At 60.7% G+C, this 24708-nt stretch carries 21 protein-coding genes, 1 pseudogene and 1 riboswitch; of the genes and pseudogenes, 9 read left to right on the top strand and 13 right to left on the bottom strand.

Features of this window, described 5'->3' with window-relative positions:
* Nucleotides 1-4 precede the first annotated feature (4 nt).
* The 5 genes from ASE26_RS18200 to ASE26_RS30735 all read right to left on the bottom strand — a co-directional run bounded on the left by ASE26_RS18200 (nucleotide 5) and on the right by ASE26_RS30735 (nucleotide 4801).
* Entirely contained in the window at nucleotides 5-1699 is a 1695-nt protein-coding gene (locus ASE26_RS18200; protein WP_162259185.1) for a phospholipase D-like domain-containing protein, read from the bottom strand.
* Nucleotides 1700-2109: 410 nt separating this feature from the next.
* Entirely contained in the window at nucleotides 2110-2424 is a 315-nt protein-coding gene (locus ASE26_RS18195; RefSeq protein ID WP_057246677.1) for a hypothetical protein, read from the bottom strand.
* A gap of 12 nt (nucleotides 2425-2436) precedes the next feature.
* Complete coding sequence (locus ASE26_RS30090; protein WP_082507042.1) at nucleotides 2437-2691, bottom strand: hypothetical protein; 255 nt, start codon at nucleotides 2689-2691, stop codon at nucleotides 2437-2439.
* Between the two features lie 18 nt (nucleotides 2692-2709).
* Nucleotides 2710-4494: a S8 family peptidase gene (locus tag ASE26_RS18190; protein ID WP_082507043.1), complete on the bottom strand. Its 1785-nt coding sequence runs from the start codon at nucleotides 4492-4494 to the stop codon at nucleotides 2710-2712.
* Nucleotides 4495-4531: 37 nt separating this feature from the next.
* Nucleotides 4532-4801 (bottom strand): hypothetical protein, encoded by a 270-nt coding sequence (locus tag ASE26_RS30735; protein ID WP_156397804.1) that lies wholly within the window; start codon nucleotides 4799-4801, stop codon nucleotides 4532-4534.
* A 91-nt stretch (nucleotides 4802-4892) separates the two neighbouring features.
* Here ASE26_RS30735 and ASE26_RS30730 point away from each other — a divergent pair, with 91 nt between their 5' ends.
* Nucleotides 4893-5123, top strand: coding sequence for a hypothetical protein (locus ASE26_RS30730; RefSeq protein ID WP_156397805.1), 231 nt, complete (start codon nucleotides 4893-4895; stop codon nucleotides 5121-5123).
* Nucleotides 5124-5133: 10 nt separating this feature from the next.
* Here ASE26_RS30730 and ASE26_RS18185 read toward each other — a convergent pair whose 3' ends face one another.
* The gene (locus ASE26_RS18185) at nucleotides 5134-6432 is read right to left on the bottom strand and encodes a cyanophycinase (protein ID WP_057246676.1); all 1299 of its coding nucleotides are present in this window, start codon (nucleotides 6430-6432) and stop codon (nucleotides 5134-5136) included.
* A 207-nt stretch (nucleotides 6433-6639) separates the two neighbouring features.
* Between ASE26_RS18185 and ASE26_RS18180 the strand changes: the two genes are divergently transcribed.
* The 5 genes from ASE26_RS18180 to ASE26_RS18160 all read left to right on the top strand — a co-directional run bounded on the left by ASE26_RS18180 (nucleotide 6640) and on the right by ASE26_RS18160 (nucleotide 14479).
* The gene (locus ASE26_RS18180) at nucleotides 6640-9393 is read left to right on the top strand and encodes a TonB-dependent receptor (RefSeq protein WP_057246675.1); all 2754 of its coding nucleotides are present in this window, start codon (nucleotides 6640-6642) and stop codon (nucleotides 9391-9393) included.
* A 154-nt stretch (nucleotides 9394-9547) separates the two neighbouring features.
* Nucleotides 9548-9865 carry a cupin domain-containing protein gene (locus ASE26_RS18175; protein WP_055923981.1) on the top strand — a complete coding sequence of 106 codons (318 nt, stop codon included), beginning with the start codon at nucleotides 9548-9550 and terminating at the stop codon, nucleotides 9863-9865.
* A gap of 5 nt (nucleotides 9866-9870) precedes the next feature.
* The gene (locus ASE26_RS18170) at nucleotides 9871-10470 is read left to right on the top strand and encodes a TetR/AcrR family transcriptional regulator (protein WP_055923984.1); all 600 of its coding nucleotides are present in this window, start codon (nucleotides 9871-9873) and stop codon (nucleotides 10468-10470) included.
* 91 nt (nucleotides 10471-10561) lie between these two features.
* Nucleotides 10562-10780: riboswitch (cobalamin riboswitch) on the top strand.
* A gap of 235 nt (nucleotides 10781-11015) precedes the next feature.
* On the top strand, nucleotides 11016-13016 hold the full coding sequence (locus ASE26_RS18165; RefSeq protein WP_162246522.1) for a TonB-dependent siderophore receptor: 2001 nt from the start codon (nucleotides 11016-11018) through the stop codon (nucleotides 13014-13016).
* A complete protein-coding gene (locus tag ASE26_RS18160; RefSeq protein ID WP_057246674.1) occupies nucleotides 13004-14479 on the top strand; it encodes a PepSY domain-containing protein in 1476 nt (491 codons plus the stop codon). The genes ASE26_RS18165 and ASE26_RS18160 overlap by 13 nt, the downstream gene beginning before the upstream one ends.
* Nucleotides 14480-14498: 19 nt before the next feature.
* Here the strand turns inward: ASE26_RS18160 and ASE26_RS30725 are convergent, their stop codons facing one another.
* Entirely contained in the window at nucleotides 14499-14861 is a 363-nt protein-coding gene (locus tag ASE26_RS30725) for a hypothetical protein (RefSeq protein WP_156397807.1), read from the bottom strand.
* A gap of 224 nt (nucleotides 14862-15085) precedes the next feature.
* On the opposite strand from ASE26_RS30725, the gene ASE26_RS18155 reads away from it, so the two are divergent.
* Nucleotides 15086-15385 carry a hypothetical protein gene (locus ASE26_RS18155; RefSeq protein ID WP_055923994.1) on the top strand — a complete coding sequence of 100 codons (300 nt, stop codon included), beginning with the start codon at nucleotides 15086-15088 and terminating at the stop codon, nucleotides 15383-15385.
* 62 nt (nucleotides 15386-15447) lie between these two features.
* Nucleotides 15448-15657, top strand: coding sequence for a cold-shock protein (locus ASE26_RS18150; RefSeq protein WP_055923996.1), 210 nt, complete (start codon nucleotides 15448-15450; stop codon nucleotides 15655-15657).
* Between the two features lie 71 nt (nucleotides 15658-15728).
* On the opposite strand, the gene ASE26_RS18145 is transcribed toward ASE26_RS18150, so the two are convergent.
* The 6 genes and pseudogenes from ASE26_RS18145 to ASE26_RS18120 form a co-directional block, all read right to left on the bottom strand.
* A complete protein-coding gene (locus tag ASE26_RS18145; RefSeq protein ID WP_055923999.1) occupies nucleotides 15729-16046 on the bottom strand; it encodes a hypothetical protein in 318 nt (105 codons plus the stop codon).
* Nucleotides 16047-16524: 478 nt separating this feature from the next.
* Entirely contained in the window at nucleotides 16525-17256 is a 732-nt protein-coding gene (locus ASE26_RS18140) for an ABC transporter substrate-binding protein (protein WP_055924002.1), read from the bottom strand.
* Between the two features lie 123 nt (nucleotides 17257-17379).
* Nucleotides 17380-18185 (bottom strand): annotated as a pseudogene (locus tag ASE26_RS18135) (oxidoreductase).
* A gap of 13 nt (nucleotides 18186-18198) precedes the next feature.
* Nucleotides 18199-21324 (bottom strand): efflux RND transporter permease subunit, encoded by a 3126-nt coding sequence (locus tag ASE26_RS18130; protein WP_057246673.1) that lies wholly within the window; start codon nucleotides 21322-21324, stop codon nucleotides 18199-18201.
* Nucleotides 21321-22433 (bottom strand): efflux RND transporter periplasmic adaptor subunit, encoded by a 1113-nt coding sequence (locus tag ASE26_RS18125; protein WP_057246672.1) that lies wholly within the window; start codon nucleotides 22431-22433, stop codon nucleotides 21321-21323. The genes ASE26_RS18130 and ASE26_RS18125 overlap by 4 nt, the downstream gene beginning before the upstream one ends.
* A 95-nt stretch (nucleotides 22434-22528) precedes the next feature.
* Nucleotides 22529-23146, bottom strand: a complete 618-nt coding sequence (locus ASE26_RS18120; protein WP_055925217.1) for a TetR/AcrR family transcriptional regulator — start codon at nucleotides 23144-23146, stop codon at nucleotides 22529-22531.
* A 92-nt stretch (nucleotides 23147-23238) separates the two neighbouring features.
* Between ASE26_RS18120 and ASE26_RS18115 the strand changes: the two genes are divergently transcribed.
* On the top strand, nucleotides 23239-24660 hold the full coding sequence (locus ASE26_RS18115) for an efflux transporter outer membrane subunit (protein ID WP_055924016.1): 1422 nt from the start codon (nucleotides 23239-23241) through the stop codon (nucleotides 24658-24660).
* Nucleotides 24661-24708: the final 48 nt, after the last annotated feature.

Raw genomic sequence — 24708 nt, 5'->3', positions numbered from 1 at the left:
TGTTTTATTGTTTCGGGATGTACATGCCCTGCAGCAGTTCACGCTCGGTTACCTTGGCCAGGTTGTCGCCGTAGTAGGTGCGTATCCAGCTATCGTCCGGGGCCAGGTACGGCGCGTTGTCGCCACTCCCGGCGCTGGCCGCTTTGCCGACAGCCTTTTTCGCGTTGACCATCGAGTAGCGCTTGGCGACATCGCGAAAACGGAAGTGGCTCCACAGGCGCATGAACTCACCGAGGTAGATGTCAGCCACGCTGCAATTGCCGCGGACGATCAGCATGTTCTCGTCATTGTTGGTGGTCGAGGCATCGCTGAAATTGGCGGAGCCGCTGATGACGGTCGGATTGGCCCCCATTGGATCGACAAACAGGTACTTGGTATGCACGTAGTTGACGAAGCTGTTCAGGCCACTGAGCTTTTCACCCAGCCAGCGATGCAACTCCGAGTCGCCGACAACTTCCGTGTCGAGCACCTCGCCAATCGCGATCAGGTTGTTTCGAACGGCCTTGAACTCGTCATATGTCGGGCCAGGCTTTTCCAGCAGCACGTAACGCATATTCGCTGAATTGCGTGCCAGGACATCGGCGAACAGCTTGTTGACGCCGAACGCCGCCGTGAACCCTGCCAGCTTCTGCGCCTGGTCGATGCTGCCCGAATACCATTGCAGGGCATTCAGCGAAGGACGAGGGCTGAACACGACGTGCACCCCGGTGGCCAGGTCGCCTTCGGGATCGGGGGTCTGTTTCAGGTTCTCAGGGCGCAGTTTTACGGCAGGCGTGTCGACAGCAAGTTGATGCCAGTACTGCAGGTACTTCGATGCCACCTCCTGCAGGCGCGTGATATGCACCACGTTCGACTGCCCATAGATGCCGCCGTCGGTGAAATTCGTCGACCCGCTCAGCACTTCGACCGGCTCGCCATCCTTTAGCAGCACGATGAACTTGTTGTGCGAGATATAGCTTGGATTTGCCTTGCGCGGAATCATCAGCGCTGCAATGCCAGCTGCCGCAATAGCCTTGTTGCTGGTTTCCTGCGGCTCTTTCTTACGGCAGTCGTATACGATTTTCACATCAGCGCCGCTGGCGGCAGCCGCACCAAAGGCTGCCAGTACTGCCTTGTGGCTGAATTCATAGGCCGAGGCCCGGATCGCGTAGCGCTCGCCCTTTGCCTGCCCGATGAAAGCGATGATCGCCTCTTCCACGCCGCGCGACAGCCACTTGTATGCCTCCGGCCCCGCCTTTGCCGGGCTGACGTTGCCGAACTTGCGGGCATATGCCTGGCTGCCGGCCACGCCGCGATTGAAGTAGATGGCGTGTGCGCCATTGTCCTCGTTCTCGGTGGTCACAGGCACTTCGACCGCAACACCGTATTGCAGGTTGCGCGGATCGCCATATACCGGCACCACCTTGTAGACGTAGTTGTTGTTCGCCTTGGCCGTGTAGTCGCCCCACAGGAAGCCTTGCACCGGATGCTCCAGGGTCGATACCAGGCTGCCTGGCGCAGGATTGGGTTCAGTCGCTTCAAAGGTCTTGAACCCCTTTAACCAATACTGTTCATCGGCCGTCTTATCCGTCCGATGGATTGCAAAGCCTAGCAAGCCTTTGCGCGCGTCATCGCTCACCTCCATACCGAGCAGTACAACATAAGTGCCCGCCACCGCATTGACGGTCAATGCCTTCGGCCCGTCCTGGGATACACGCATTCTCACCATACACCTCGCTATCGCAATTGGAACGTATGCAATGCGCGGCGGCAGGCCAATCAAAGCCCGGACCTCGCACTGCCCGCTTCACAGCCTGATTACGTGAGTACAGCCAGTTCCGCATGAGCATGCAGGTCTACTCTACATGGCGAAATGACGAAGAATTGCGCACATTTCCACAGTCGCATTTTTACGTCGGCTTCCTAATCGGAAGCACGAACAAGCGATCGCGATGCGAAATGTGGATGGCACTGCGCTGCACGACTTTGATGGTAGGAGCGTGGCGATGCGTAACACAAGTAACAGCGACGTATCAATGTAAGGTGGGATGCGCTACCGACTGATGGCACGCCATCCAGGAGATGGATGGCGTGCATTGCGACGCGCTTTATTTCGCGCTATTCAATACGTCACAGCGGCGCGCCACCGCCGTTTTCCGGGCTCTCCGAAGAGCGGCTGGAAGGCTCCGCGGCAGATTGCCTTAGATCTTGCACCAACTCGAGGGCTGGTCCGCCGCCGTCAATGGCTTCACGGCCGACGTTCCTTGCCAGGCTCGGTGCGCTGGCTGCGGAAATCGCCTGCAGCAGCTGCTGCGACGGCGGGCCCGCATCGGTAGCGTCAAGCGCCGCGGGCGCAAACGAAGCGGAGTCGCCCCCGCCGGCTCGTACCATGCTGCCGCTTGAACCGGCACCTGACTGCTCATCTGTCTCGATGACAATACGCATGAATCGCTCCTTTCAGTTCAACACCGCATAACGAGCTTCGATGTTCACGGGCTCCGCGGTGACATTGCGAATGCTGATCCAGTAAGTAATATTGTTGGCATCCGCTCGCTCAACTTCAACATCCCAGTCGATCTGTGGTGAACCAGGGCGTGGCGATGTCGGCACCACATTCCACTTAACATGCCAGGCCTGTGGCCAATTGAAAGTAAACCAGCGGCGGGTTGCACCCGCTGGCACCGACCCGGTGAACTGAACTCCAACTCTCATGATATGCCTCCGAAAGATTTACCAACCCAGCACGGCGTAGCGGGCTTCGATGTCGCATGGCGCGGCGCTGACGTTCGTGATCGTGATCCAGTAAGTGATGTATGCATCGGACGCTCGCTCCACCTGGACCTGCCATTTGATTTGCGGCCCGCCCGGCCTCGGCGTTGTCGGGACAACAGTCCACAGCATGTGCCAATGTGCCGGCCAGTTGTAAGTGAACCAGCGGCGGCTGGCGCCAGCAGGCAGGCTGCCGCGGAACTGAACCCCGACCCAGGGCGTCACATTGGCCGTGACCGCCGCCAGGATCTGCCGCAGGTTGGGGCGATTGCCGATGCGCTGGCTGGCCGGGCGGCCCGGTGCATCTTGTTGGGGTGAGCCCGTGGTACGCAAAACCTCCCTCGCCCTTGCCGGCGACATGGGAATTCGCCCGCGTGCGCGCAGCACGCCTTGCACGCATGCCAGGGCGCCCACCACAATGGGGGAAGCACTGGATGTTCCGCTGAAGCGGTCGGTGTACCAGAGGTCCTCGTTGCCGCCGCCTTGCAGGTCACCATAGCCGGTGGTCGTGACTTCGCGGCCCCACCCCTGCGCGTCGATGCACGCGCCAAAATTGGAAAATCCCAGGCGCGATCTATCCGGACCATGGTCATTGCCGTGCGTTCCAGGCGGCGGCGCGCCGGCGCCGACCACGATGGCGCCGCACTGGGGATTGCTGCGATTGAATGGATTGGTCCATGTTGCCGGGAAACCTGCCGGCCGGGTGCTATACAGCGCATCGTCTAGGTTCTCGGCGCCGTTGCCTGCTGCCTCTACCACCAGGATCCCCTTGCTGCTGGCATAACGGATGGCTGCGAAATCATCCGGCCACCACTCGACGGCGACATAGCCCAATTGGTCCAGGCGTCCCGCGAAGGCGTAACGCGGACCAGGCCGGTGGATTTCCAGCAGCATGATATCGCCGGGGCGCAAACGGTCCGCTGCGTTGCGGATTGCCGTAGCAGTGGGCATGGAGAAGGCCACCGCGCTGATGGACGCTTCCGGCGCAATGCCGGTGATGCCGATCGTGTTACGGTCGCCGCTGATCTCGCCCAGCACGGCTGTCCCGTGGTCAGTACTGGTGGCGCCGGTGCCACCTACCACGCCGCCCTGGTTTTGAAGCAGGTCTTCGTGGCTGAAGCGCCATCCCCATTCCAGGTCGATCACATTCACCCCTGTGCCGCCGCCGCCGCCCAAGGTCCACGCATAGCGCGCATCGATACCGCCGGGTGCGGCATCAAGGTACCCTTGGCGACTGCTGAAGTCCGCAGTCACCGGGGGCGCATCTTGCGCATCCGGCGTCATCGTGTTCAGCTCCTCCCATGTGACATCCAAAGCCGCATGGGCCAGTTCAGCCGGAGGTTTGATGTAGGCGGCATTGACTGATGGCTGCTTGCGCAGCTGTTCGGCAAGGTGCGCCATGCGGTCCTGTGCCACGTCGACACGGTAATACACGGACAGGTCCGGCATTTCAGGGCTGCCATCCGATGCCGCCGGCGCCATCTGCCGCTCGCGCAGTACTTTGTCTTCGCTGCCAAACAAGGGTTCCAGCACAATCTGCTCGGCCTCGAGCAAACGTGCCAGCGGCGCGACGTCCGCACTGGCCGCCGACTCAACACCATCCTGCCGGGAGCGCAGCGCAAATCCAGGTTCCGCGACAACAATCAACTCCCATTCGCTTTTGAGCCGTTCCGGTACATTTCCGTCGCCAGACGGGGCACCGCCACCCTGCTTGTTTCCTGCGATGAATCCACGATTCTTCTGCATTGCAGATCCTCCCCTTACGTTCCTGTTGCGGTCACTTTCAGGGCATCTCGTCACGCGGCTTAAGATATGCTGACTGAACACCAGGTGCTTGTTGCAGCAAGCCGAGTGCGTGCACGGCGGCGCCTTGATCCGCTACTTCCGTATAAAAAAAACCCGTCAGATCAGGATCACTGCTGCCCGGATGCATTGGGTGCAAGTCTAGAGCGAGCGCCGTCAAGGTACGTCTCAACTCCGGTGTGAACGGCGGCACATCAGCACGGGATTTGACTTGCGAAATTTCCGGAGCGAGCTTGATAACTAATTGCATGGACCTCCTCTTGAATGAAGTGTGGCGCGTACGGCGGACGCCGACAGCACCAGTTCAATATAGGCGTCCATCCAAGGGGGATTCTCTTGAATTGTCACTGCGCCATCGCATTCCCTGGGCTGCACCAAAATGCTCGGCCGAGGATGGCAACACCGTCCATGTGATGCTGAATTCCGGCAAAGTGCATAGCACTGAATTCACCACGACCTCCATCGAGATCGCCGAACCTCAGGAGATGCAGGGCGGCCAGGTGACCGTCAATGCGGATGCGCTGAAGAATGCCTTGCAGTCCAGCGGCAGAATCCAGGACGCAGTCAGGTGAAGGCAAAAATTCATGGCTCCTGCCACGCCTGGTAGAACGGCGTTTTCAAACGCACCGGCCGCACATCGAGCCTGGCGTCGAAGATCGAGTAATCCTTATCATCCAGTCCGGCACTGTCCCAGCCATGCGTATGCTCATCGCGCCGCAGCATGAACTCGAAGCCCAGCTCAGGGGCTGGATCGGCAACTGGTGCATCGGGTAGCTGCTCGAGGTCGAAGGCGATGCCGCGCACATGGTCGCGCGGACCATCCACCAGTTGCGACAGTGCACGCAGGATGGCGTTTTCGCCGAGGATGTCGGTATAGGCGGGGCGCATGAATTCCAGCTCCGGAGCAAAGCCTGGCTGGCGGAACTTGAGCTCACCCCTGGCCTGTTTTGCCGCCAGCACCTGCCCCTGCAGTCTAGCGAGGTCATACCGATCGCCATTATCGAGATAGGAAATCCGTACATTGCGTACATTCACAGGCCCTTGTTCCTGCGTTGCCCGGCGCAAGTCCAGCAGGAGCGCGCCACTGCCGCCGACAATTTCGATTTCGCTACCGTGAATAATCGCTGCGGTGTTCTCGTCCACGCCAAGCCCCACCTTGTAGCCTTTGGCGAGCATCAGCGCCAGCATGCGCCCCACCCTGCCGCGCTTGAGGAAATGCTGGTCAATGAACAGCTGTTCGCCAACAAACCCCAGCCCCCGGTCGATCTCCTTACCGTCGCGCATCACGCCCTTCATCACCTGCACGGAATTCATCGCATCGCGGAACATCGTGCTGCTCATGATGGCGGCACCGGCACTGCTGCCGGCAATCACGCCACCGCGCGCCTGCAGTTCGCGCACAGCCTGCAGTACCGGAGATGCCTTCCCGTCCGGATTCAATACGTCGGCCGTGCGCCCCTGCTCGCCACCGGTAAAGAACACGCCTGTGGCGGCACCGATCCTGGCCACGATGGCAGGGTCGGCTGCCGCCCGGCGTGCGGACTCCAGCGTCTCGCCAGCCCAGCACGGAGCGATCTTCAGCAGTTCCGCCTGGGCACCGCGGCGCCTTAGCTGCTCCACCGCCTCCGCGCCCGACGTTTCAGGCTGCGACGATGCGCTGGGAATCACCACAAACCGCGCCGCAGGGCCGCCGGCCAGCTGCACCAGGCGCTGGCGTACCGCCTCGTTATCGTTGCGCACGGAGCCACCCATCGGCACCACCGTACCGGCGACAGGCTGGAACGCCTGCGACGGCAAAGCGTCCGCAGCATGGGCGCAGGAACCCGGAAATTGGCCGCTGGATAGCGCCGCGCATAACAGCAGTGTCGATACGGATTTCACGAACAGGCTCCTTCACTGGAATGGAATTGCCGACCATGTTGCCATTGATCCGGCATTGACTTTGTTGCAACAATCCAACACCCCCTTTGCACCGAGGTACTCATGCAAGTTCCTGCGCGCGCAAGGCGTGCAAAGTTGCATACACTGAAACAGTTCCACCGAAGCTAGTTAATAGCGTTTGAATACCTACTCACGAGGACTGATCGCATGAAAATACCTGGCAAGCACAAGGCATCGGCCTTCCGCCGCACCCATTGCACCCATGCTGTATTACTCGCCCTTGGCAGCATGAGCTTGAGCGCTTACGCGCAGACCATGCCGCGCGTGGAAATCACCGGCTCCAGCATCAAGCGCATCGAGGGTGAGACAGCTTTGCCAGTAGAAGTCATCAAGCGCGAAGACATTGAAAAGACCGGCGTGACAACTGCAGCTGAACTGCTGCAAAAAATTTCCTCGAATGTCGGCGGCCTGACCGACGGTGCCAGCGTCAGCGACGTCATGGGTGGCCAGCGCGGATTCAATGGCGCCAACCTGCGCGGCCTGGGTGTATCGAGCACCCTGGTGCTGCTGAACGGCCGCCGCATGGCCAACTTCGCCAGCCCTGGCGACAATTCCGGCGTCGACCTGAACAACATCCCAGCCGGCGCCATCCAGCGCGTGGAAGTGCTCAAGGATGGCGCTTCGGCGATTTACGGTACCGATGCCATGGGCGGCGTGATCAACTTCATCACCCGCAAGGATTACCAGGGTGGCGATGCCAGCGTGTATGCGCTGCGTACGCACGAAGGTGGCGGCGGCAAAAGATCGGCCTCGCTGTCCGGAGGCTTTGGTAATTTGAGCACTGACCGCTACAACGTGTTCGGCGCACTGGACGTGCAGAAAACCGACCGCCTGGCCAGCTCGCAACGCGAGTTCATGCAGGAATACAGCCTGCCGGACCGCCTCTCTCCGCAGCTCTCCAGCTACACATTCCCTGCCAACGTCGACCTGACTCCTGCCCAGCTGGCGACCCTGAACAATTCGAGCTACCTGAAAGGTTCCGGCCCTGGCGGCACCTGGGCGCCGTCGCCGGGCCGGCGCGTCAACTTCGGCAAGGACTCCTGCGTGAATGGCAGCCCGAACGTGGTGCGGCCACTCGGTCCTGGCGGCACCGAAGGCTGTTCCTTCAACTACATGGGCGACTCCGAAGTCTATCCGGAATCCAAAAAGCGAAGCTTTATCGGCCGTGCCACCTTCCAGATAGCTGACACCCATGAAGTGTTTGCCGAAGTCCTGCTGAGCAAAGCCGAGACCAGCTATGCCGCATCGCCCGCCACTTCGGGCAGCATCAACGGCACCGACAACGGCATCTTCCTGCCGGCCGACCTGCAAGCGAAGACCGGCATCGTCACCCCGGTCAACTTCCGCTTCCGCCTGACGGACGCCGGCCGCCGCACCTCGGAAGTGACCAGCAAAGCGTCGCGCTTCGTACTGGGTGCGACCGGCAAGGTGGGCGACTGGGATTACGATACGGCGCTTAACCATAGCGTCAACAAGGCTACCGACCTCGATATGGATGGCTGGGTCTCACGCAGCAAAATGCTGGCGGGCATGGCCAGCGGCCAGTACAACCCCTTTGTTCCGGCGACGGACGGCTCGGGGCGCAAGTTCATGGACTCGATCAAGATCCACGACGCAGCGCGTATCTCCAAAGGCACCAGCGACAGCGTCGATGGCAAGGTGACCCGCCCGCTGATGGCGCTGGGCGGTGGCGATGCCATGCTGGCGGTGGGCGCCGAGCTGCGGCGCGAGAAGACCGCGTTCAGCTCTACCGAAGCATTGCGCACCAATGACGTGCAGGGTGACCGCGCCAGCTCCGACGAACTGCTGGCCGATTCGTCCAACTCGCGCGACATAGCCGGCATCTATGCGGAGATCAATGCGCCGTTCAGCAAGGAATGGGAAGGCCAGTTCGCGATCCGCCATGACCGCTACAAAGGCGTACACGATCCGCTGACCAATATCACCACCCCGAAACTGACAAGCACCAATCCGAAAATCGCCGTCAGCTACCGTCCCAGCAAAGAAGTACTGGGCCGCGCTTCCTACGGCACCGGCTTCCGTGCACCGTCGATTGCCGAACTGTTCCTGCCGGTGCGTTCCGGCACCACGGCCAGCTTTGTTAAAGACCCGGTCTCGGGAGAAATTGCCCAGTTCGACCTGGACCGTTACGGCAACCCGCAGCTGAAGCCGGAAAAATCCAAACAGTTCTCTGCCGGCGTGGTACTGCAACCCAATAACAACTGGAGCGGTAGCCTCGATTACTGGATCATTCGTAAGACCGACATTATTTCGGAGATCGGTGAGCAAACCGTGTTCGACAACCCGGTCTACTACAACGATCCGAATATCGTGGTGCGCGACGAAGATGGTGTGGTGTCCTTCCTGCAGTTCAAGAAAGAAAACCGCGGCAAGCTCAACACGTCAGGCTTCGATCTTGCGCTCAACTGGCGTGGCGATGCCACGTCGCTGGGCCGCTTCAGCGCCAGCCTGGATGGCACGCTGATCACCAAGTACAAGTTCCAGTCCGATCCACTCTCGCCGATGACGAATGGCCTGGGCGTGTTCCGCGACGACAAGGCCGTGCAGCGCTGGCGCCACAAACTCAGTGTCGACTGGACCCAGGGTCCCCTCAGCCTGAGCCTGGGCAACACCTTCTTCTCCAGCTATCGCGACCAGAACATTCCGGGCCTGGCTGATCCGGGCTGGAACGACCGTGATGTGAAGGCCTATTCGCTGTGGGACCTGACCGGCAGCTATTCGTTCAACAAGAACCTCAAGCTGCGCGCCGGCGTGATTAATGTCGCCGATACCGCGCCGCCATTCACCAACCAGTCGCGCTACTTCGAAGTGACCTGGGACCCGACCTACGGTGACCCACGCGGCCGGTCGTTCTTTGCCAACCTGCAGTACAAGTTCTGATCCCCCTCAAGCGTCCGATACCGGCCTCGAGACCAAGCAACAGGCACCGAGCAAGCCAGGGTCATGCCCTGGCTTGCTCCAGATGAACCTGCCATTGACAACCTAACGAACGTTAGTTAGAGTTCCGTATTCCTTATGAGATGGAAATCAGCAAATGAATTTGGTTCGGCAAATTAACCGTGAATGGTGCGATTCAGGCATTCCCGGGATTCAGACATGTTCGACCTGGACAGGTAATGACGGCGACGGCGGCTACTTGGCCAGGTTCCAGGCGGGCGCACGCTTTCCAAAACATTCCCATCATGGGTGGGAGCAAATCTGTATTCTGGAAGGCGCTATCCGCTTCAATGACGTCGAGATGCGGGCAGGAGACGTACTTCATGTCCAGGGAAGCGACGAGCATGAGGCCTACGCATTGGAAGAAGCGCTTCTGTTCGTTGCCCACCGCGGTGGCATCGAGATTCTGGAGTGACACCCATGGCGCCTGTCAAAGCAAATCAAGCGTCACTCACCCGGGAGGCCATTCTGGGCGCGGCGATACGCCTGTTTCAGCAGTTCGGTTTCAGCACACTGGGAATGCGGCAAATCGCTGATAACCTACAGATTAAGGCACCGAGCCTTTACCATCATTTCGCATCGAAAGAAGATCTGGCCCGACAGGCAATGCAACTATATCGAGAAGAGCAGGCATCAAGGCTGAATGCGATTTCCGGATCAGGTAGCTTGACGCTTGCTGAGCACCTTCGGCAATACACCGAACTCTTCGCGCAAATGCTGGAGGACGGCAAGCGGCCTTGCATGTACCTGATGATGGTGCGCGAACCGTCGTTCCAGGAGCGTACATGCATTGAAGAGTTACAGCGGTTTGCAACGCAGAATATAGACTGGCTAGAGAAGATTCTGCACAGCGAACCGGCCAATTTGAGATTGCGGCAGGACGGCGCAGAGCGCGAACTCGCCGAGTTAATCTTTGCGTCGTTGGAGGGAATAATGGCCGTTTCGATGGTAGAAAAATCCCCTCACCTGGCTTTTCGAAGAAGAGCACACAACCTTCTGAACGTTGTGTTGGCTTCGTGACTGCTCAGCATTGATCCATTTCACACGGCCGTGGACGAAGTACCCCTGTCGTGGCCCAAATTTACCTCTGATCGCATTTTGCATGTAGAATGCGCGCCAATACGTGAAAGGTGCCCTTCTGCTTGTCGGCCGAAGGGTGAAACGGGAAGCCGGTGACGCGCGGGATTTTCATCTCGCACCATTCCGGCGCAGTCCCCGCTGCTGTAAGCCTGACGACTCTGATCAACCGCCACTGTCCAACGCACGGGAAGGCACGATCAGGGAAGAATGAAGGCAAGCCAGAAGACCGGCCAGTCACGATGATTAAGCAAAGCCCGGGGTGTGGCTCTTGCAAGATATGTTTCGCCGTTTTCCATTTATCGCTAAAGCTACCGCACTCGGTCGTTGTGCGCACTCGCGCTCGCAATGCGCGCGTGCCATGCCGTCCCAGCAGAAATCCATCCATGTCCTCATCCCGACCAGCCCGCTCCCCTTCCCTGCGCCCTATCGTTGCCGCGATCTCTGTGCTTTTCACTTCCGCTGCCTGGGCTCAGCAAACCGAGATCATGCCAACCGTAACCGTACAGGGAGCGACGGCGTATGAGGGCCTCGGACTGACGCGCCCTGGCGCTACGGCAAGCAGATTGGACCTGACCGCACAGGAACTGCCGGCCAGCGTCGACTCCCTCAGCGCCGACACGATGCAGGCGCGTGGCGACCTGCTGGTCAAGGATGCCATCACGCGTACTACCGGCCTGACAGATACGAGCTCGCCGGGTAACGGAGTCGCCTACTCTGCACGCGGCTTCAGCGGCAACAGCGCCATTGCGCTACTGGAGAATGGCCAGCGCCCGCAAGTCGGTTCCGGTACGGCCACCTATCCGTCCGACCCCTGGGGCTATGAATACATCGACGTGCTGCGCGGCCCGGGGTCCGTGGTCTATGGCAGCGGCACCACCGGCGCAACCATCAACGCCGTACGCAAAGCTCCACAGCGCGCCACCAGCTTCGAGGCCATGGCTGGTGTCGGCGGCGGCAAGACCTTGCGCGGCGGTGTCGGCGCAACTGGCGCACTCGGCGAGAAAGCGGCGTTCCGCATCGACGCCTATGCCGATCATAGCGAAGGTTTCATCGACCGCGGCCAATCCCGCCGCGGCAAGATCCTGTCCAGCCTGACCTGTTCATTGGCGCCCGGCCTCGACCTCGACTTCTCGCTCGACCACCTGGAACAAAAACCGCAGCGCTACTTTGGCACGCCCCTTGTCAATGGCCGTATCGCGCGCGAACTTCGCGACCAGAACTACAACGTCGGCGATGCCGACATCTCGTACAAGGATGACAAAGCCGTTGCCCGCTTCACCTGGCGTGTCAGCCCGGTATTGGCCATCAGTAACGAGCTCGCTTACATGAAGGTGCACCGGAACTGGCGCAATGCGGAATATTATTCCTATGATGCGCAAGCCAAGGTGGTGGAGCGAAGCGACTATATCGCCATCCGGCATGAGCAGGAACAGACCGGCAATCGACTGGAAGCACGCTGGAACGGCGGAGACAACCGCGTCGTAGCTGGCTGGGAAGCTGCTGTCATCAACTTCACCCACGCCAACAACTCGCCCTACGGCGGATCATCCACAGTAGCCCCGACTGGCTTCAATCCGGGCCTGTTTGCCAGCCCTGATCCGCTGCGGCCTGACTTCAGCACCGATACCACCACCAATGCCGTGTATGTGGAAGATGCCTACGCCATCAACCCAAGCCTTTTGATGCTTGCCGGTTTCCGCCACGACCAGTACAAGGTCGAGCGCGCCAGCCTGCGCGGTGCCGCCGGCTTTACCACCAGGCTGCATTCGAACGCAGTGCGCCTGGGCCTGACCTGGAAGCTGGCCGCCGACGCTTCCCTGTACGGGCAGGTCAGCAGCGGCAGCGACCCGGTTGGCAGTTTGCTGTCGCTGAACCTGGCCAGCAGCCGCTACAAGCTGACCAGCTCGCGCCAAGTCGAAACCGGCATCAAGCAATCCCTGGCGAACGGCAAGGCTGAATGGACTGCGGCACTGTACCGCATCAGCAAGAACGACATCATCACGCGCGATCCATCCAGTCCGGCGCTGTCGATCCAGGGCGGATCGCAATCGTCGCGTGGCGCGGAGTTTACCTCCAGTGTGACCCTATTGCCGGAATGGCGCCTGGAGGCCAATGCGGCCTACACCGATGCCCGGTTCGACCAGTTGATCGAAAGCGGCAATCGCTCGCGCGCTGGGATGCGTCCGGCCGACGTACCAAAGATCTCGTCCAACGTGTGGCTGAACTACCATGCAGACTCATGGCGCGTGGCGATCGGCGCGCGCTACGTTGGCGAACGCTATATCGACAATGGCAACACGCAGGCGCTCGCCGCGTATACCACGATGGACGCGTCGCTTGGCTGGAACGTCAACCGCAATGTGCTGCTGCAGCTGAACCTGCGCAACCTGAGCGACAAGCTTTATGCCAGCACCTCATACAGCGATAGCCAGTACCTGCTGGGCGAGCGCCGCCACGCCGAGCTGACCGTGCAGTGGCGTTACTGATCTCCCGCACCGTGGGATCGTGGAAACGCCAGCTGCACCTGCTGCACCGCTGGCTCGGCATCGCCATCGGCTTGCTCGTGCTGATGTGGTTCATCTCCGGCATCGTCATGATGTACGTGCCATATCCTGCCCTTAACAAGCAGGAACGCATGGCGTGGCTGGCGCCATTGGATATCCAGCAGGTCAAGGCCAGCGCCTGGGATGCATGGCAATCTTCCGGCCAAGCCGGCGTTCCCTCTGCGGTAAAGATCAATACCATTGCAGGACGTCCTGCCTATCACTTCATGCGCGATGGCCGCCGGTGGTCAGCCTGGGCGGACACCGGCACCGCTCTGGAAGTCACGGAGGCTATCGCCCAGGCCTCAGCCAGAAATGCGGCGCCTGGAGCAAGCAGCCTGGCGGTGGACCGGATTGACCTGGACCAGTGGTCTTTTGGTTCCGTCAGCGGACATCGGCCGCTGTACCGGGTTCGGGCGAACGACGATGTGGGCAGTGTCCTGTATGTGTCCAGCCGCACTGGCGAGTTAGTGCGGGACGCCACGCGCAACGAGCGTGGCTGGAACTGGGTTGGCTCGGTCATGCACTGGATCTATTTCACGCCCTTGCGTACATATGCCCAGCCTTGGCGGCAAGCGGTGATGTGGACTTCCGCCGCAGCCCTCGTGCTGGTGATGGCAGGCATGGTTCTGGGCCTTCAGCGTTTGCGGCTGCGCCAGCGCTATGCCAGCGGCCGGCGTTCGCCGTATCGTGGCTGGCAGGCATGGCATCATTGGCTTGGGCTGGGTATTGGGACGCTGACACTGACCTGGCTGTTCAGCGGCTGGCTATCGGTCACCCCATTCAACTGGCTTTCTTCACCGGGCGTAACGGCCAACGACCAGTTGGCCTTCGCAGGCGGCCCGCTCAGTCGCCAGGATTTGTCGCTGGACCTGGCGCAGGCGGTCCATGCCAGCCAGGGCTTATTCGAGCTCGAGTGGCGCAGAGTCGACGGCAAACTTTTCTTCGGTGCACTCGACCGTACCGGGCAACGCTTGCTGGACCCAGACAGCGGCAGGCCAGCGGCGCCCATTGCGCAAGAGGTACTGCTGCATGCCGTGCGCGCCGCGCGGCCTGGCGTCCAGGTTCTTGCGGCTGAGCTGATCGATAGCGGTGACAGCTTTTACTACAGACATCATGGAGATCGCGACTTCCCGGTACTGCGCGTGCAGTTCCAGTTGAACGACGAGACCACATTCTATGCCGATCCCCGCAAGGGACAGCTGGTCGGACATGCCGATCGCAACAGCAAGTGGAACCGCTGGCTGTTCAATGGCCTGCACCAGCTTGATTTTGCGGCCGCCGTGCGCAAGCGACCCTTATGGGACGTCCTGGTGGCGGTGCTTTGCGTATTCGGCGCAATGTTGTGCGCCACAGGACTGTTCCTTGGGGGCCGGCGCATTAGCAAACTGCGCAACAACCGTTAAGGACTATCGCCCTGCCGTGTCATTCGTCGTCGGAGACGGGGCCGCGGCTGCGCGATGCCATCGGCGGCAGGTCGCATGGTTGGAATTTGATCGGACTGCGCAATCGCAAGGTCGCAAAAAGGCGTTGCGTCTCTTCTGTATTTCGTCCTTGCCAGCAGTAGCTCTTGTCTGGAAAACTCATGTTGTTATTGATTGCGGCCTTTCTGGCTCGCGCGCGTCCTGACAACAGTCGCTGGATCACTTGCGAAGGAACACGCTCGCTGATCAGATATGCCAACGCATATCTCCATCCACATTCGTCAGCCAACTCAAGGGCGCCGTCGACCATTTCCGTTAATCCTTCGAGTGATCGCCGATCTCCAATCATTAAATCATCTGGCATGCTGTTCTCCCTGTATTCCCGGCATTCGCCGAGGACGAGACTTGCCCGCCTGTTGGAAGAAGAAATTTAGCATGCCGCGCCGGCCGCCGGCATTGGGCTTTACTATTAACATTCGCAACCCGATGCGTTCGCCGTATACGTTGCGGAGACCCAGCTCCGGACTATTTGGAAAGCGGAGCGGCAAATCTGGCCTAAACTGAAAGAGCCCCTCAAAAGGTGAAGCCATGCAACTGATCGAACAGAGAGATATTGCGGAATTTGAATCGATCCTCCGCCAGCACCATCTGGCGCAGCAGGACTTTTCGTTGAGCGCCGTCGACACAACCGATCCAAAGACCGACGAGGTATCAGGTTTACAGGGCGAACTTACCGTGATGCGAAAGTCGACCGGCAAGTCAAAGCAATACCTCATCAGTGACAACACTTCCTGGCTTGAGCTGTTCCGTCATGACATTACAGACCGGGTCTTTGTTGGCAGGGGGAATAGTTCCAGGCTTTCCCGGTTAAACCCGCAGGCAGGCTGATCGAGCGGGCGCTGGTCGCAAAGGGGCGCCAGGTATTTTCATATCAACTTGGAGGTTCTAACATGACTACCGAAACCGGCACCGTAAAGTGGTTCAATGAAGCGAAGGGGTTTGGCTTCATCACACCAGACACTGGCGGTGCAGACCTGTTCGTGCATTTCCAGGATATCCAGGCAAAAGGATTCAAGGCTCTCAAGGAAAATCAACGCGTCTCCTTTGAGCGCGCGCCAAGTCCGAAGGGTGAGAAAGCTGCGAATGTCCGTCCTGAGTGAATACCGCTTGCAATCGAATCGCAGCGACCGCGCGATCTGATCGTGAGGGCCAGCGTGGTACGCCGGCCTCACTAAAATGCATTGGCGATGGCTGCCGACTCGTAAGCGGCGCGGAAGGTGTCATCCAATCGACCGGGCTCAATCAGCTTTGTTCCCGCTTTTGCTGAAGCCACCACATGCGTTGCATTACCCTGGTGGCGCAACACAAAGGGCCGATCATTGGCCGGCGCGCGCAGGAAGGCCAACGCTGCCAGCCGCGCATCGCTGAACTCGATACCTCGCTGTCCACTCTTGCAAATCACGGTGTACATCTCGTGCCGAACACTGTGAGACCCGATCACTTCCGTCGTAGAGCGCATCATCACCTCCAACTGGCCATGGCGATACATTAACCATCTTGCGACTGAAAACCGCTGAGACCTATTATTCCATTTCAAATTGAAATCTCAAAGTCCACTGTCGTTTTCCAGGCAAAGCGCAGGCATGCCGCCAGACAGCCATACCCCGGCCCTCAATGCAAGCCTTCGTTTCCCCGGTGATCGGGTCGCTGATCAGCCAAGTGTGCACCGTGCGTCCTGCGAGCTATCGGACTGGTGAGTACGCGTCCAATGACGTCGGCCGGGACTCCGCAGTTCCTCAAGTAGCGCACCGCCTCTTCCCTTCCAGTAAGGGCCATCAGCGCTATGCCACGCTCCACCTTTTCGGCAACTCGATTGTCGACCCGCCTTGCTTGTTCTGTACCGGCCATTGCTTTGTCCCCATGCATATATAGCCCAGTATTGCACAGCGCCGGACAATGTGCAGTCACCATAGCCGTCGGTAAGTTTATGGATTACGATTTTTCCCAACAGCAACTGTACCAACGTCTTAGAGGCTCACACCATACTTGGCGTAGATCCTGGCGATGGCCCCCGAGCGTTTCATTGTGATGATGGCTTCGTCCAATTTCGGCAGCAAGGCTTTCTTGCCGGGGTGGACGCGCATCGAGACATCAAACGAACCGAGAACGTCACCCAGGACAAACTCACGATACTTGGGCACCATGAGAACATTGTATTGGGCAACCGCTTTGTTTATCAGGATCTGGTCCATGCGCCCCGCCGAAAGCATGGCCATGAGCTGCGCCTCGCTCACGGCATCGGAGCGATGCACGGCGCCGCTGTCAAACAGCTCATGCAAGTCCGGATAGGTGTAACCCCTTACCAATCCGATGGTTCTGCCACTCAAGTCCCTCGGCGTATGCATTGGAAAATATTTGCCCGGGGCGAACACGAGTACGTCGACGACCTTACCAAACGGGACTGAAAATTCGCCCGGAACCCTTTGATTTTTTACCCAGCCGGGAAACACGCCGGGTTCAAGGTCGATACGTCCTACGTCGAACTCTTTGGCAAGGCGCGCGTAGGGGAAGTACTGGATCTGAAAGCGGTGGCCCGTGATGTTGCTTAGCTCATCCAGGATTTCCTGATAAATCCCGCTCCGCCCGTTCTCGATCATCATAGGCGGGTAATCGTAGAAGCCGACCTTGAACGTATCGCTCCGCGCGTCCGTGCCGAACGCGGCGAAAACCAGGCATGTCGCGAAAGCAAAGCGTCTCATGAATCTTCTGAGCAATGCGGAGTTGATGATGGCATTTCCGCATCAACTATTGCGCCATAGCCCTCCACAGTCAAGCTCCGCGTTACCTGTCGACGGACGAACCGCATAAATCTTGCTGCGGCATCAGGCAAGTCCAAAAGTCTTGCGCAATCCTGCGTCCACCGGCCCGGCCGGCATAAATCGCCGTAACTTGCTGAGCAAGGACGCCTGGCCGGATGGAACGCGCCGCATGCGCCATGGTCCCAGTGCCGCCTGCACAATGGTGTCCGCCACAGCATCCGGTTCCGGCGCGCCGCTGACGCTTGCTGCCACAGCTTGTGTAGCAAGGCTACGCTCACGGTCATAGTCTGCAATGCTGGACGCAGTGTGCGGCGAGTTCAGGTCCAGGTTCGTTTTCGTGAAACCCGGCTCGACCAGGGCGACTCGAATGCCGAACTGGCGCACTTCATGGTCCAGCGATTCCGACAGCCCCTCGACCGCATGTTTGGACGCCGCATAAAAGCCCATGTAAGGCGCCGGCAGGAAACCAAGCACCGAGCTGACGTTGACGATCCTGCCGCTGCGCTGCAGCCGCATCTGCGGCAGGACCGCCTGTGCCGTGCGCAGGATACCGAACAGGTTGGTATCGAACAGCGCACCCGCCTCGTGATCGAAGTCTCTTCCACCGCGCCGACGATGGTCACCCCGGCGTTATTGACCAGGACGTCGATGCGTCCGGCGCGTGCGACGATCTGCTGAAATGCTTGCTTAACGGACGTGTCGCTGCGTACATCCATCTCCACCAACTCGACACCGGCCAATGGGCTCGCACCGGCGATATCCCGTACGGTTCCGAACACGCGGCAACCGCGCCTGGCCAATTTCTCTGCTGTGGCGCGGCCAATACCCGACGACACCCCCGTGACAACAACAACTGTAGATTCCTGTATTTCCATTTCCTTTTCAATGATGGCTAAGCCGCCCCGCAATCGGCGCGACGTTGCTGTCCGCCTCTGGCTGTTCCACGCTATCGCCGCCAGCCTGGATCTTGAACCAGATCGCATACATCGCAGGCAGGAAGACCAGCGTAAGAATGGTTCCCGCAAAGGTGCCGCCGATCAGGGTGTAAGCGAGCGTGCCCCAGAACACTGAATGGGTCAGCGGGATGAAGGCCAGCACCGCCGCCAGCGCTGTCAGGATCACCGGCCTGGCGCGCTGTACCGTTGCCTCCACCACCGCGTTGAAGGGATCGAGTCCAGCCCTCGTATTGTCATGAATCTGCCCGATCAAAATCAGCGTGTTGCGCATCAGGATGCCTGACAGCGCGATCAGGCCCACCAGCGCATTGATGCCAAATGGCTGCCCGAACACGATCAGCATCGGCACCACCCCGATCAAACCCAGGGGGCTGGTCAGGAACACCATCACCATCGCGGAAATGGAGCGCACCTGGAAGATGATGATGAGCAGGGTAATCGCCAGCATGATCGGGAACAGCGGCAGCATCGCCACGGTCGCCTTGCCCGATTCCTCGATGGAGCCGGCCTGTTCGATGCGGTAGCCACTCGGCAGCTTGTCGATCAGCGGCTGCAACTGGCGGCTGATGGCGGCAGATACGTCCGGTGGCTGCAGGCCCTCGGCGATATCGCCGCGCACCGTGATCGTCGGCAGGCGGTCGCGCCGGCGCATCACCGGCTCCTCCGCCAGCACTTCGACCTTCCCGACCTGGGATAAAGGTATGCGCTGGCCATTGGCGCCGGTCAGCGTGAAATCGGCGATCCTGGCCGGGTCGAGGCGTACCTCGCCGGCCGAGCGGGCCACCACCTGCACCGTGCGGATATCCTCGCGCACCGCGGTGATCGGCACACCGGACAGGAAGAACTGCAATTGCTGCGCCACCGCGCTTGACGTCAGGCCCATGGCCTGCAGGCGGTCTTGCTGCAAGGTGAAGTGCAAGGATGGCGTGCGGGTGCCCCAGTCGGTATTCACCGTCCGCATCATCGCACTGGCGCCCATCACCTGCTGTACATCGGCAGCGATATGGCGCAGCTTTTCCGGGTCGGCGCCGGAGACGCGATAGGCCACCGGGAACGGCGAATATGGCCCGAACACAAGCTGGGTGACGCGCACCCGTGCCTCGGGCGCCAGCCCGTCGGCTACCGCCTTGCGCAGCCGCTGTTTCAACTCCTCCCGCTGCACCTGGTTATCGGTGCGCACCACGATCTTGGCAAACGATGGATCTGGCAGTTCCGGGCCCATCGCCAGGTAGAAACGCGGCGCGCCCTGGCCGATGTAGGCCGTAACGATTTTCGCCTCGTCCTGCTTGGCAAGCCAGGCTTCCACCTTTGCGGCGGCGGCGCTGGTCGCGCCGATCGACGTGCCGTAGGGCATCTGCACTTCAACCAGCACTTCGGGACGATCCGAGATCGGGAAGAACTGCTTCTTCACCACCGCCATGCTGAGTACGGCCACGACAAACAAGCCGACCACCGCGCCCGCCACCAGCCACTTGCGTGCGATCACGCGCTTCAGGAGCTGGCGGAAGCGGTTATAGCGCGGCGTGTCGTAAAGCGCCCCGTGGCCGCCGGCGACCTTCTCGACGTCGGGCAGCAGCTTGACGCCGAGGTAAGGCGTAAACACCACAGCCACTACCCATGAGGCGATCAGCGCGATGCCGACAATCCAGAACATATTGCTGGTGTACTCGCCGGCGGTAGAGCGGGCAAAGCCATTGGGCATGAAGCCTACCGCCGTCACCAGCGTGCCGGCCAGCATCGGCGCCGCCGTATGGCTCCAGGCGTAGGCCGAGGCAGCGACGCGGCTGAAGCCCTCCTCCATCTTCACCACCATCATCTCAATGGCAATGATGGCGTCGTCCACCAGCAGGCCCAGGCCGAGAATCAGCGAGCCAAGCGTGATCCGGTCGAAATTCTTGCCGGTCGCTGCCATCACGATGAACACCGTCGCCAGGGTCAGCGGCACGGCGGCTGCAACCACGATCCCGACCCGCCAACCCATGCTGGCGAAGCACACCACCATCACCACCAGCAGCGCGGCAAAGAACTTGAGCATGAATTCATCGACGGCCGAACCGATATTCACGGCCTGGTCGGTGATCTTGCTCAAGCCCATGCCCAGCGGCAGTTCGGCATTGATCGCACCTACTTCCTTGTCGAGCGCCTTGCCGAGGTCAAGGCCATTCCAGCCCTCACGCATCACAATGCCCAGCAGGAGCGCCGGCTCGCCGCCGTTGCGGATCATGAACGTTGCCGGGTCTTCGTAGCCGCGCTTGACGGTGGCGATATCGGACAGCTTCAACGTGCGGCCCTGTGCCACCACCGGCGTGTCGCGAATCTTCTGCAACTGGTCGAAGGCACCATCCAGGCGCACCAGCACCTGCGGGCCCCTGGTTTCCACCGAACCGGCCGGGGTCAGGACATTCTGGCTTTGCAGCGCCGCGAATACATCCTGCTGGCTGACGCCAAGCGTTGCCAGCCGCTCATGCGAAAATTCAAGGTAAATGCGCTCCGCCTGCTCGCCGATGATGTTGACTTTTTTCACGCCGGGAACGCGCAGCAGGCGCTGACGCAGCGCCTCCGCGTCGCGCACCAGCGTGCGCTGCGGCTCTCCCTTCGCCTTGAGGGCGAACAGGGCAAAGGTAACGTCCGCGTATTCGTCGTTGACCAGAGGGCCGATCACGCCGGGCGGCAGGTTGCTTATCTCATCGCCGACCTTTTTGCGCGCCTGGTAAAAATCTCCCTGCACTTCAGACGGCGGCGTGCTGTCGAGCAGGGTCAAGGTCGTGAAGGCCAGGCCCGGTCGGGTATAGGTTTCACTGCGGTCGTACCAGCGCAATTCCTGCAGGCGCTTCTCGATCTTCTCGGCGACCTGGTCCTGCATTTCCTGCGCCGTGGCGCCTGGCCAGGCGGTAACGATGGTCATCACCTTGACCGTGAAGGCAGGATCTTCCGCGCGTCCCAACTTGAAGAACGCAATGACACCAGCCAGGGAGATCAGGCAAATCAGGAACAATGTGACGGAGCGCTCGCGTACGGCCAGCGCAGACATGTTGAAACGCCCCTCGCTCATGGCAGCCCCGCCACGGTTGCTGCGGCGGCCTGGCCGGCCACGCGTACCTGGTCGCCTTCATGCAGCAGGTGCGCACCAAGGGCAACGATGCGATCGCCCGGTTTAAGACCGCCGGCGACACGTGCGCTATCGTCGTCCAGGCGCTGCACGACGACCGGCCGCCAGGAGACCTTGGCTGGTTCTCCAGCCAGCAGCCAAACACCCGGCCCCTTACCTGCATCGAACAACGCGCCAATGGGCACCCGCAGGCCGCCCCGCCCCTGCGCGTTCGCTAGCGGGACCTGGAGGGTGACTGTGGAGCCGAGCGGCGCATTCGATAGCTCGCCCTCGAGCACATAGCGGGCCTCGTACGTGCGCGTCAGCCGGTCGGCGGCATCGGAAAGCTGCCGCAGCCGGGCCGGCACTGCCAGTTCCTCCTTGCCGAACAGCCTCGCCTGGGCGGTGGCGCCCACGGACGGGCGCAGGGTTTCCGGCAACTGGATGACGGCTTCGCGCCGGCCGGCGTGCGCTACCCGCACAACGGCCTGCCCTGCATTGACGACCTGGCCGGGCTCGGCCAGCGTGTCGACAACCACGCCGTCGGCATCGGCCACCAGCTCCGCATAACGGCTCGCGTTGCGCGCTAATTCCGCCTGCGATTCAGCCGCGCTGAGCTGCGCTTTGGCCGCATCTGCCGCAGCCTTGGCCTGGTCGTAGGCTGATGCCGATATGGCGCCCGTGCCGCGCAAGCCACGGTAGCGGGTTTCATCGTCGGCCGTTTGCTGGGCCCGGGCACGTGCTGCGGCAACGACTTCCAGCTGGGCGTTGACTGCCAGCTTCAGGTCGGAGGGATCGATACGCATCAGCGCCTGGCCGCGCTTGACGGCTTGGCCGGTATCCACCAGCCGCTCCGTCACCTTGCCGGCGACACGAAAACCCAGGTCGCTTTGCACGCGGGCAGCGACAGTCCCGGTGAATGCGCGGGCATCGGCGACATCGCTCTCGACCCCGACCGCCCTCACCAGCGGAGCAGCAGTACGTGGATCGGCGGGCGGTTTTTCGCCGCAAGCGGCTAGCGCAAGGGGCAGGACGGTAACGACAGACGAGAAAATGAGGTTGCGGCGGCGCATAGGAATCCCGAAAAGGAAGCAAACAGGATTCCATTTTGAGACTAGTGACCACTTAAGTCAATAGTCACTTGCACATTTCTGCCGTATCGGCTCGTTCAGGGCGACAAACTCCGGAGCACCAGGCTCGACAATTGGAGCGGCGCCTCCTGCGCGGAGTCCAGGCCGTATTGCAACAGGACCGGGTTCAGGTACGGCCGCATCACCAGGTAAATCGCCGTCACCGCCTCGTCGAGAGGCGTCTTTCGTTCGAAATCTTCCGTCTCGCGGCCTTGCCGCAGGATGTCCTGCAAGATGGACTGGATGCGCTGCTCATACATGCTGGTGGATTCCCAATTTCCCGTGGCTGCCGCTGCTGCTATATCGTAAAGTTTGCGATTTTCAAAAAACAGGCGCAGGCTCGATTCGACAACCGCCTTGAACATACGGCGCAGCTTCTCAGGCGGCTTCTCGACCGCGTCGATGGCCGCCCTGACATCCGACTCGATTTCAGCCAGGCAGTTCGCACAAATCTGTTCGCCAATCGCCTGCTTGGACTCAAAGAATTTGTAGATATAGGCCTTGGAGAAACCGATCGACTTGGCCAGGTCGGAGACCGTGGTCTTTTCATAGCCATACAAACGGAAATGCTCGCTCGCCGCGGCGACGATCTGGTCACGCACCTCATGGTCGACAGGACCACGCGATGGGCTGGGGGTAACGGTTGCCTTATTCATGACCGACAGCTTACCGCCTGACTCCATTTTGCACAACCAGTGACCATTTCATGATACAGTCACCTCAAAATCATCTTCCCAGAAAGTCAGCCATGTTCAAAACCAGCCTTTCCATCAGCCTCATTGCCGGTCTCGCAGCGGGTTGCGCGGTCGGCCCCGATTACGCTCGCCCCGACGCACCCTTGCCCCAACACTATTTCAGCAAGGAGGCCATCGAACAGCGGGGCAGCGCGGCGACAGTGCCATCCAGCGCCTGGTGGGAAGGCTTTGACGACCCAAACCTGAATCGCCTGGTTGCCCTGGCACTGCGCCAGAACCTTGACATCGGCCAGGCCGCGGCCCGTATCACCCAGGCCAAGGCCGGACTGGCATCGGCCAACGCGGCTCTCCTGCCCTCCGCCAGCGTCAGCGCCCAGGGCACGCGCGCCCACCAATCGCTGGAAACACCTTTGGGACAGGTTCTGAGTTCGACGCCAGGCTACGACCGCAATGGCAGCGCCTATGATGTCAGTCTCGGAGCGTCTTGGGAACTGGACTTGTTTGGCGGCGTGCGCCGCGACCGCGAGGCAGCGCTTGCCGAATACCAGGCGTCCCAGGCTGGCGCGGCGGCCGTGCAATTGGCCGTAGCGGCCCAGACTGCGGACCTTTACATGACTATCCGGGGCCTGCAAATCCGCCTTGACGTCGCGGGCAGGCAAATTCAGACGCAGCAGGAGTTGCTGGCCAAGATAAGGCAGCTTTACGACCAGGGCCTGGCAGCCGAACTGCAGATGCGGCAAACCGAGGGTGCGCTGGCGCAGGTACGGGCTACGGTGCCAGTGCTGCAAGCGGCTTTGGATGCGGCCATGAATGCAATGGACGTCATGCTCGGCAGCGCTCCAGGAACGCACCGGCAGGAACTGGCCGAGGCACGCGGCGTACTTCCGGCCATCCCCCAGGTCGCCGCGACCGGGTCGCCGCGCGACCTGCTTCGGCGCCGGCCCGACCTGGTCGTTGCAGAACGTCGACTTGCGGCATCAAATGCCCGCATTGGCGCGGCAACCGCTGAATATTATCCGAAGCTGTCCCTGAGCGGAATGCTTGGCAGCGCCACGGCCATCTCGGCAGGCAAGCTGTTCTCCGGCAGCGCAAACCAGGCTGCCGGGATACTGGGCTTGCGCTGGCGGCTATTCGACTTCGCCCGCATCAATGCCCAAATCGAAGTGGCCAAAGGCCGCGAGGCCGAAGCGCTGGCAGCCTACCGCTTATCAGCACTGCATGCCATGGAGGACGTGGAGAATGCCTTCTCCACCCTGGTCAACCGTGAACAGCAAGCCAGCATCCTGGCCGACGGCGTGAATTCGCTTGGCCGCGCACGCGCGGCCTCGCTTGCCGCCTACCAACAGGGCGTTGCCAGCCTGGTCGAAGTGCTGCAGGCGGACGAAAACCTGCTGCGTGCCACCGACACGCAGGCGCAGGCGCAAACCGAGTCGGCCCGCGCCGCTGTCGCCGCCTTCAAAGCGCTGGGCGGCTGACATTGCGTTGCACTGTGATGCCGGCGCCATGCCGTAATGGTTTTGCAG

It is taken from the genome of Duganella sp. Root198D2 (assembly GCF_001428585.1).
Classification (GTDB): Bacteria; Pseudomonadota; Gammaproteobacteria; order Burkholderiales; family Burkholderiaceae_D; genus Rugamonas.
This window is presented reverse-complemented; position numbering and strand designations above follow the sequence as displayed.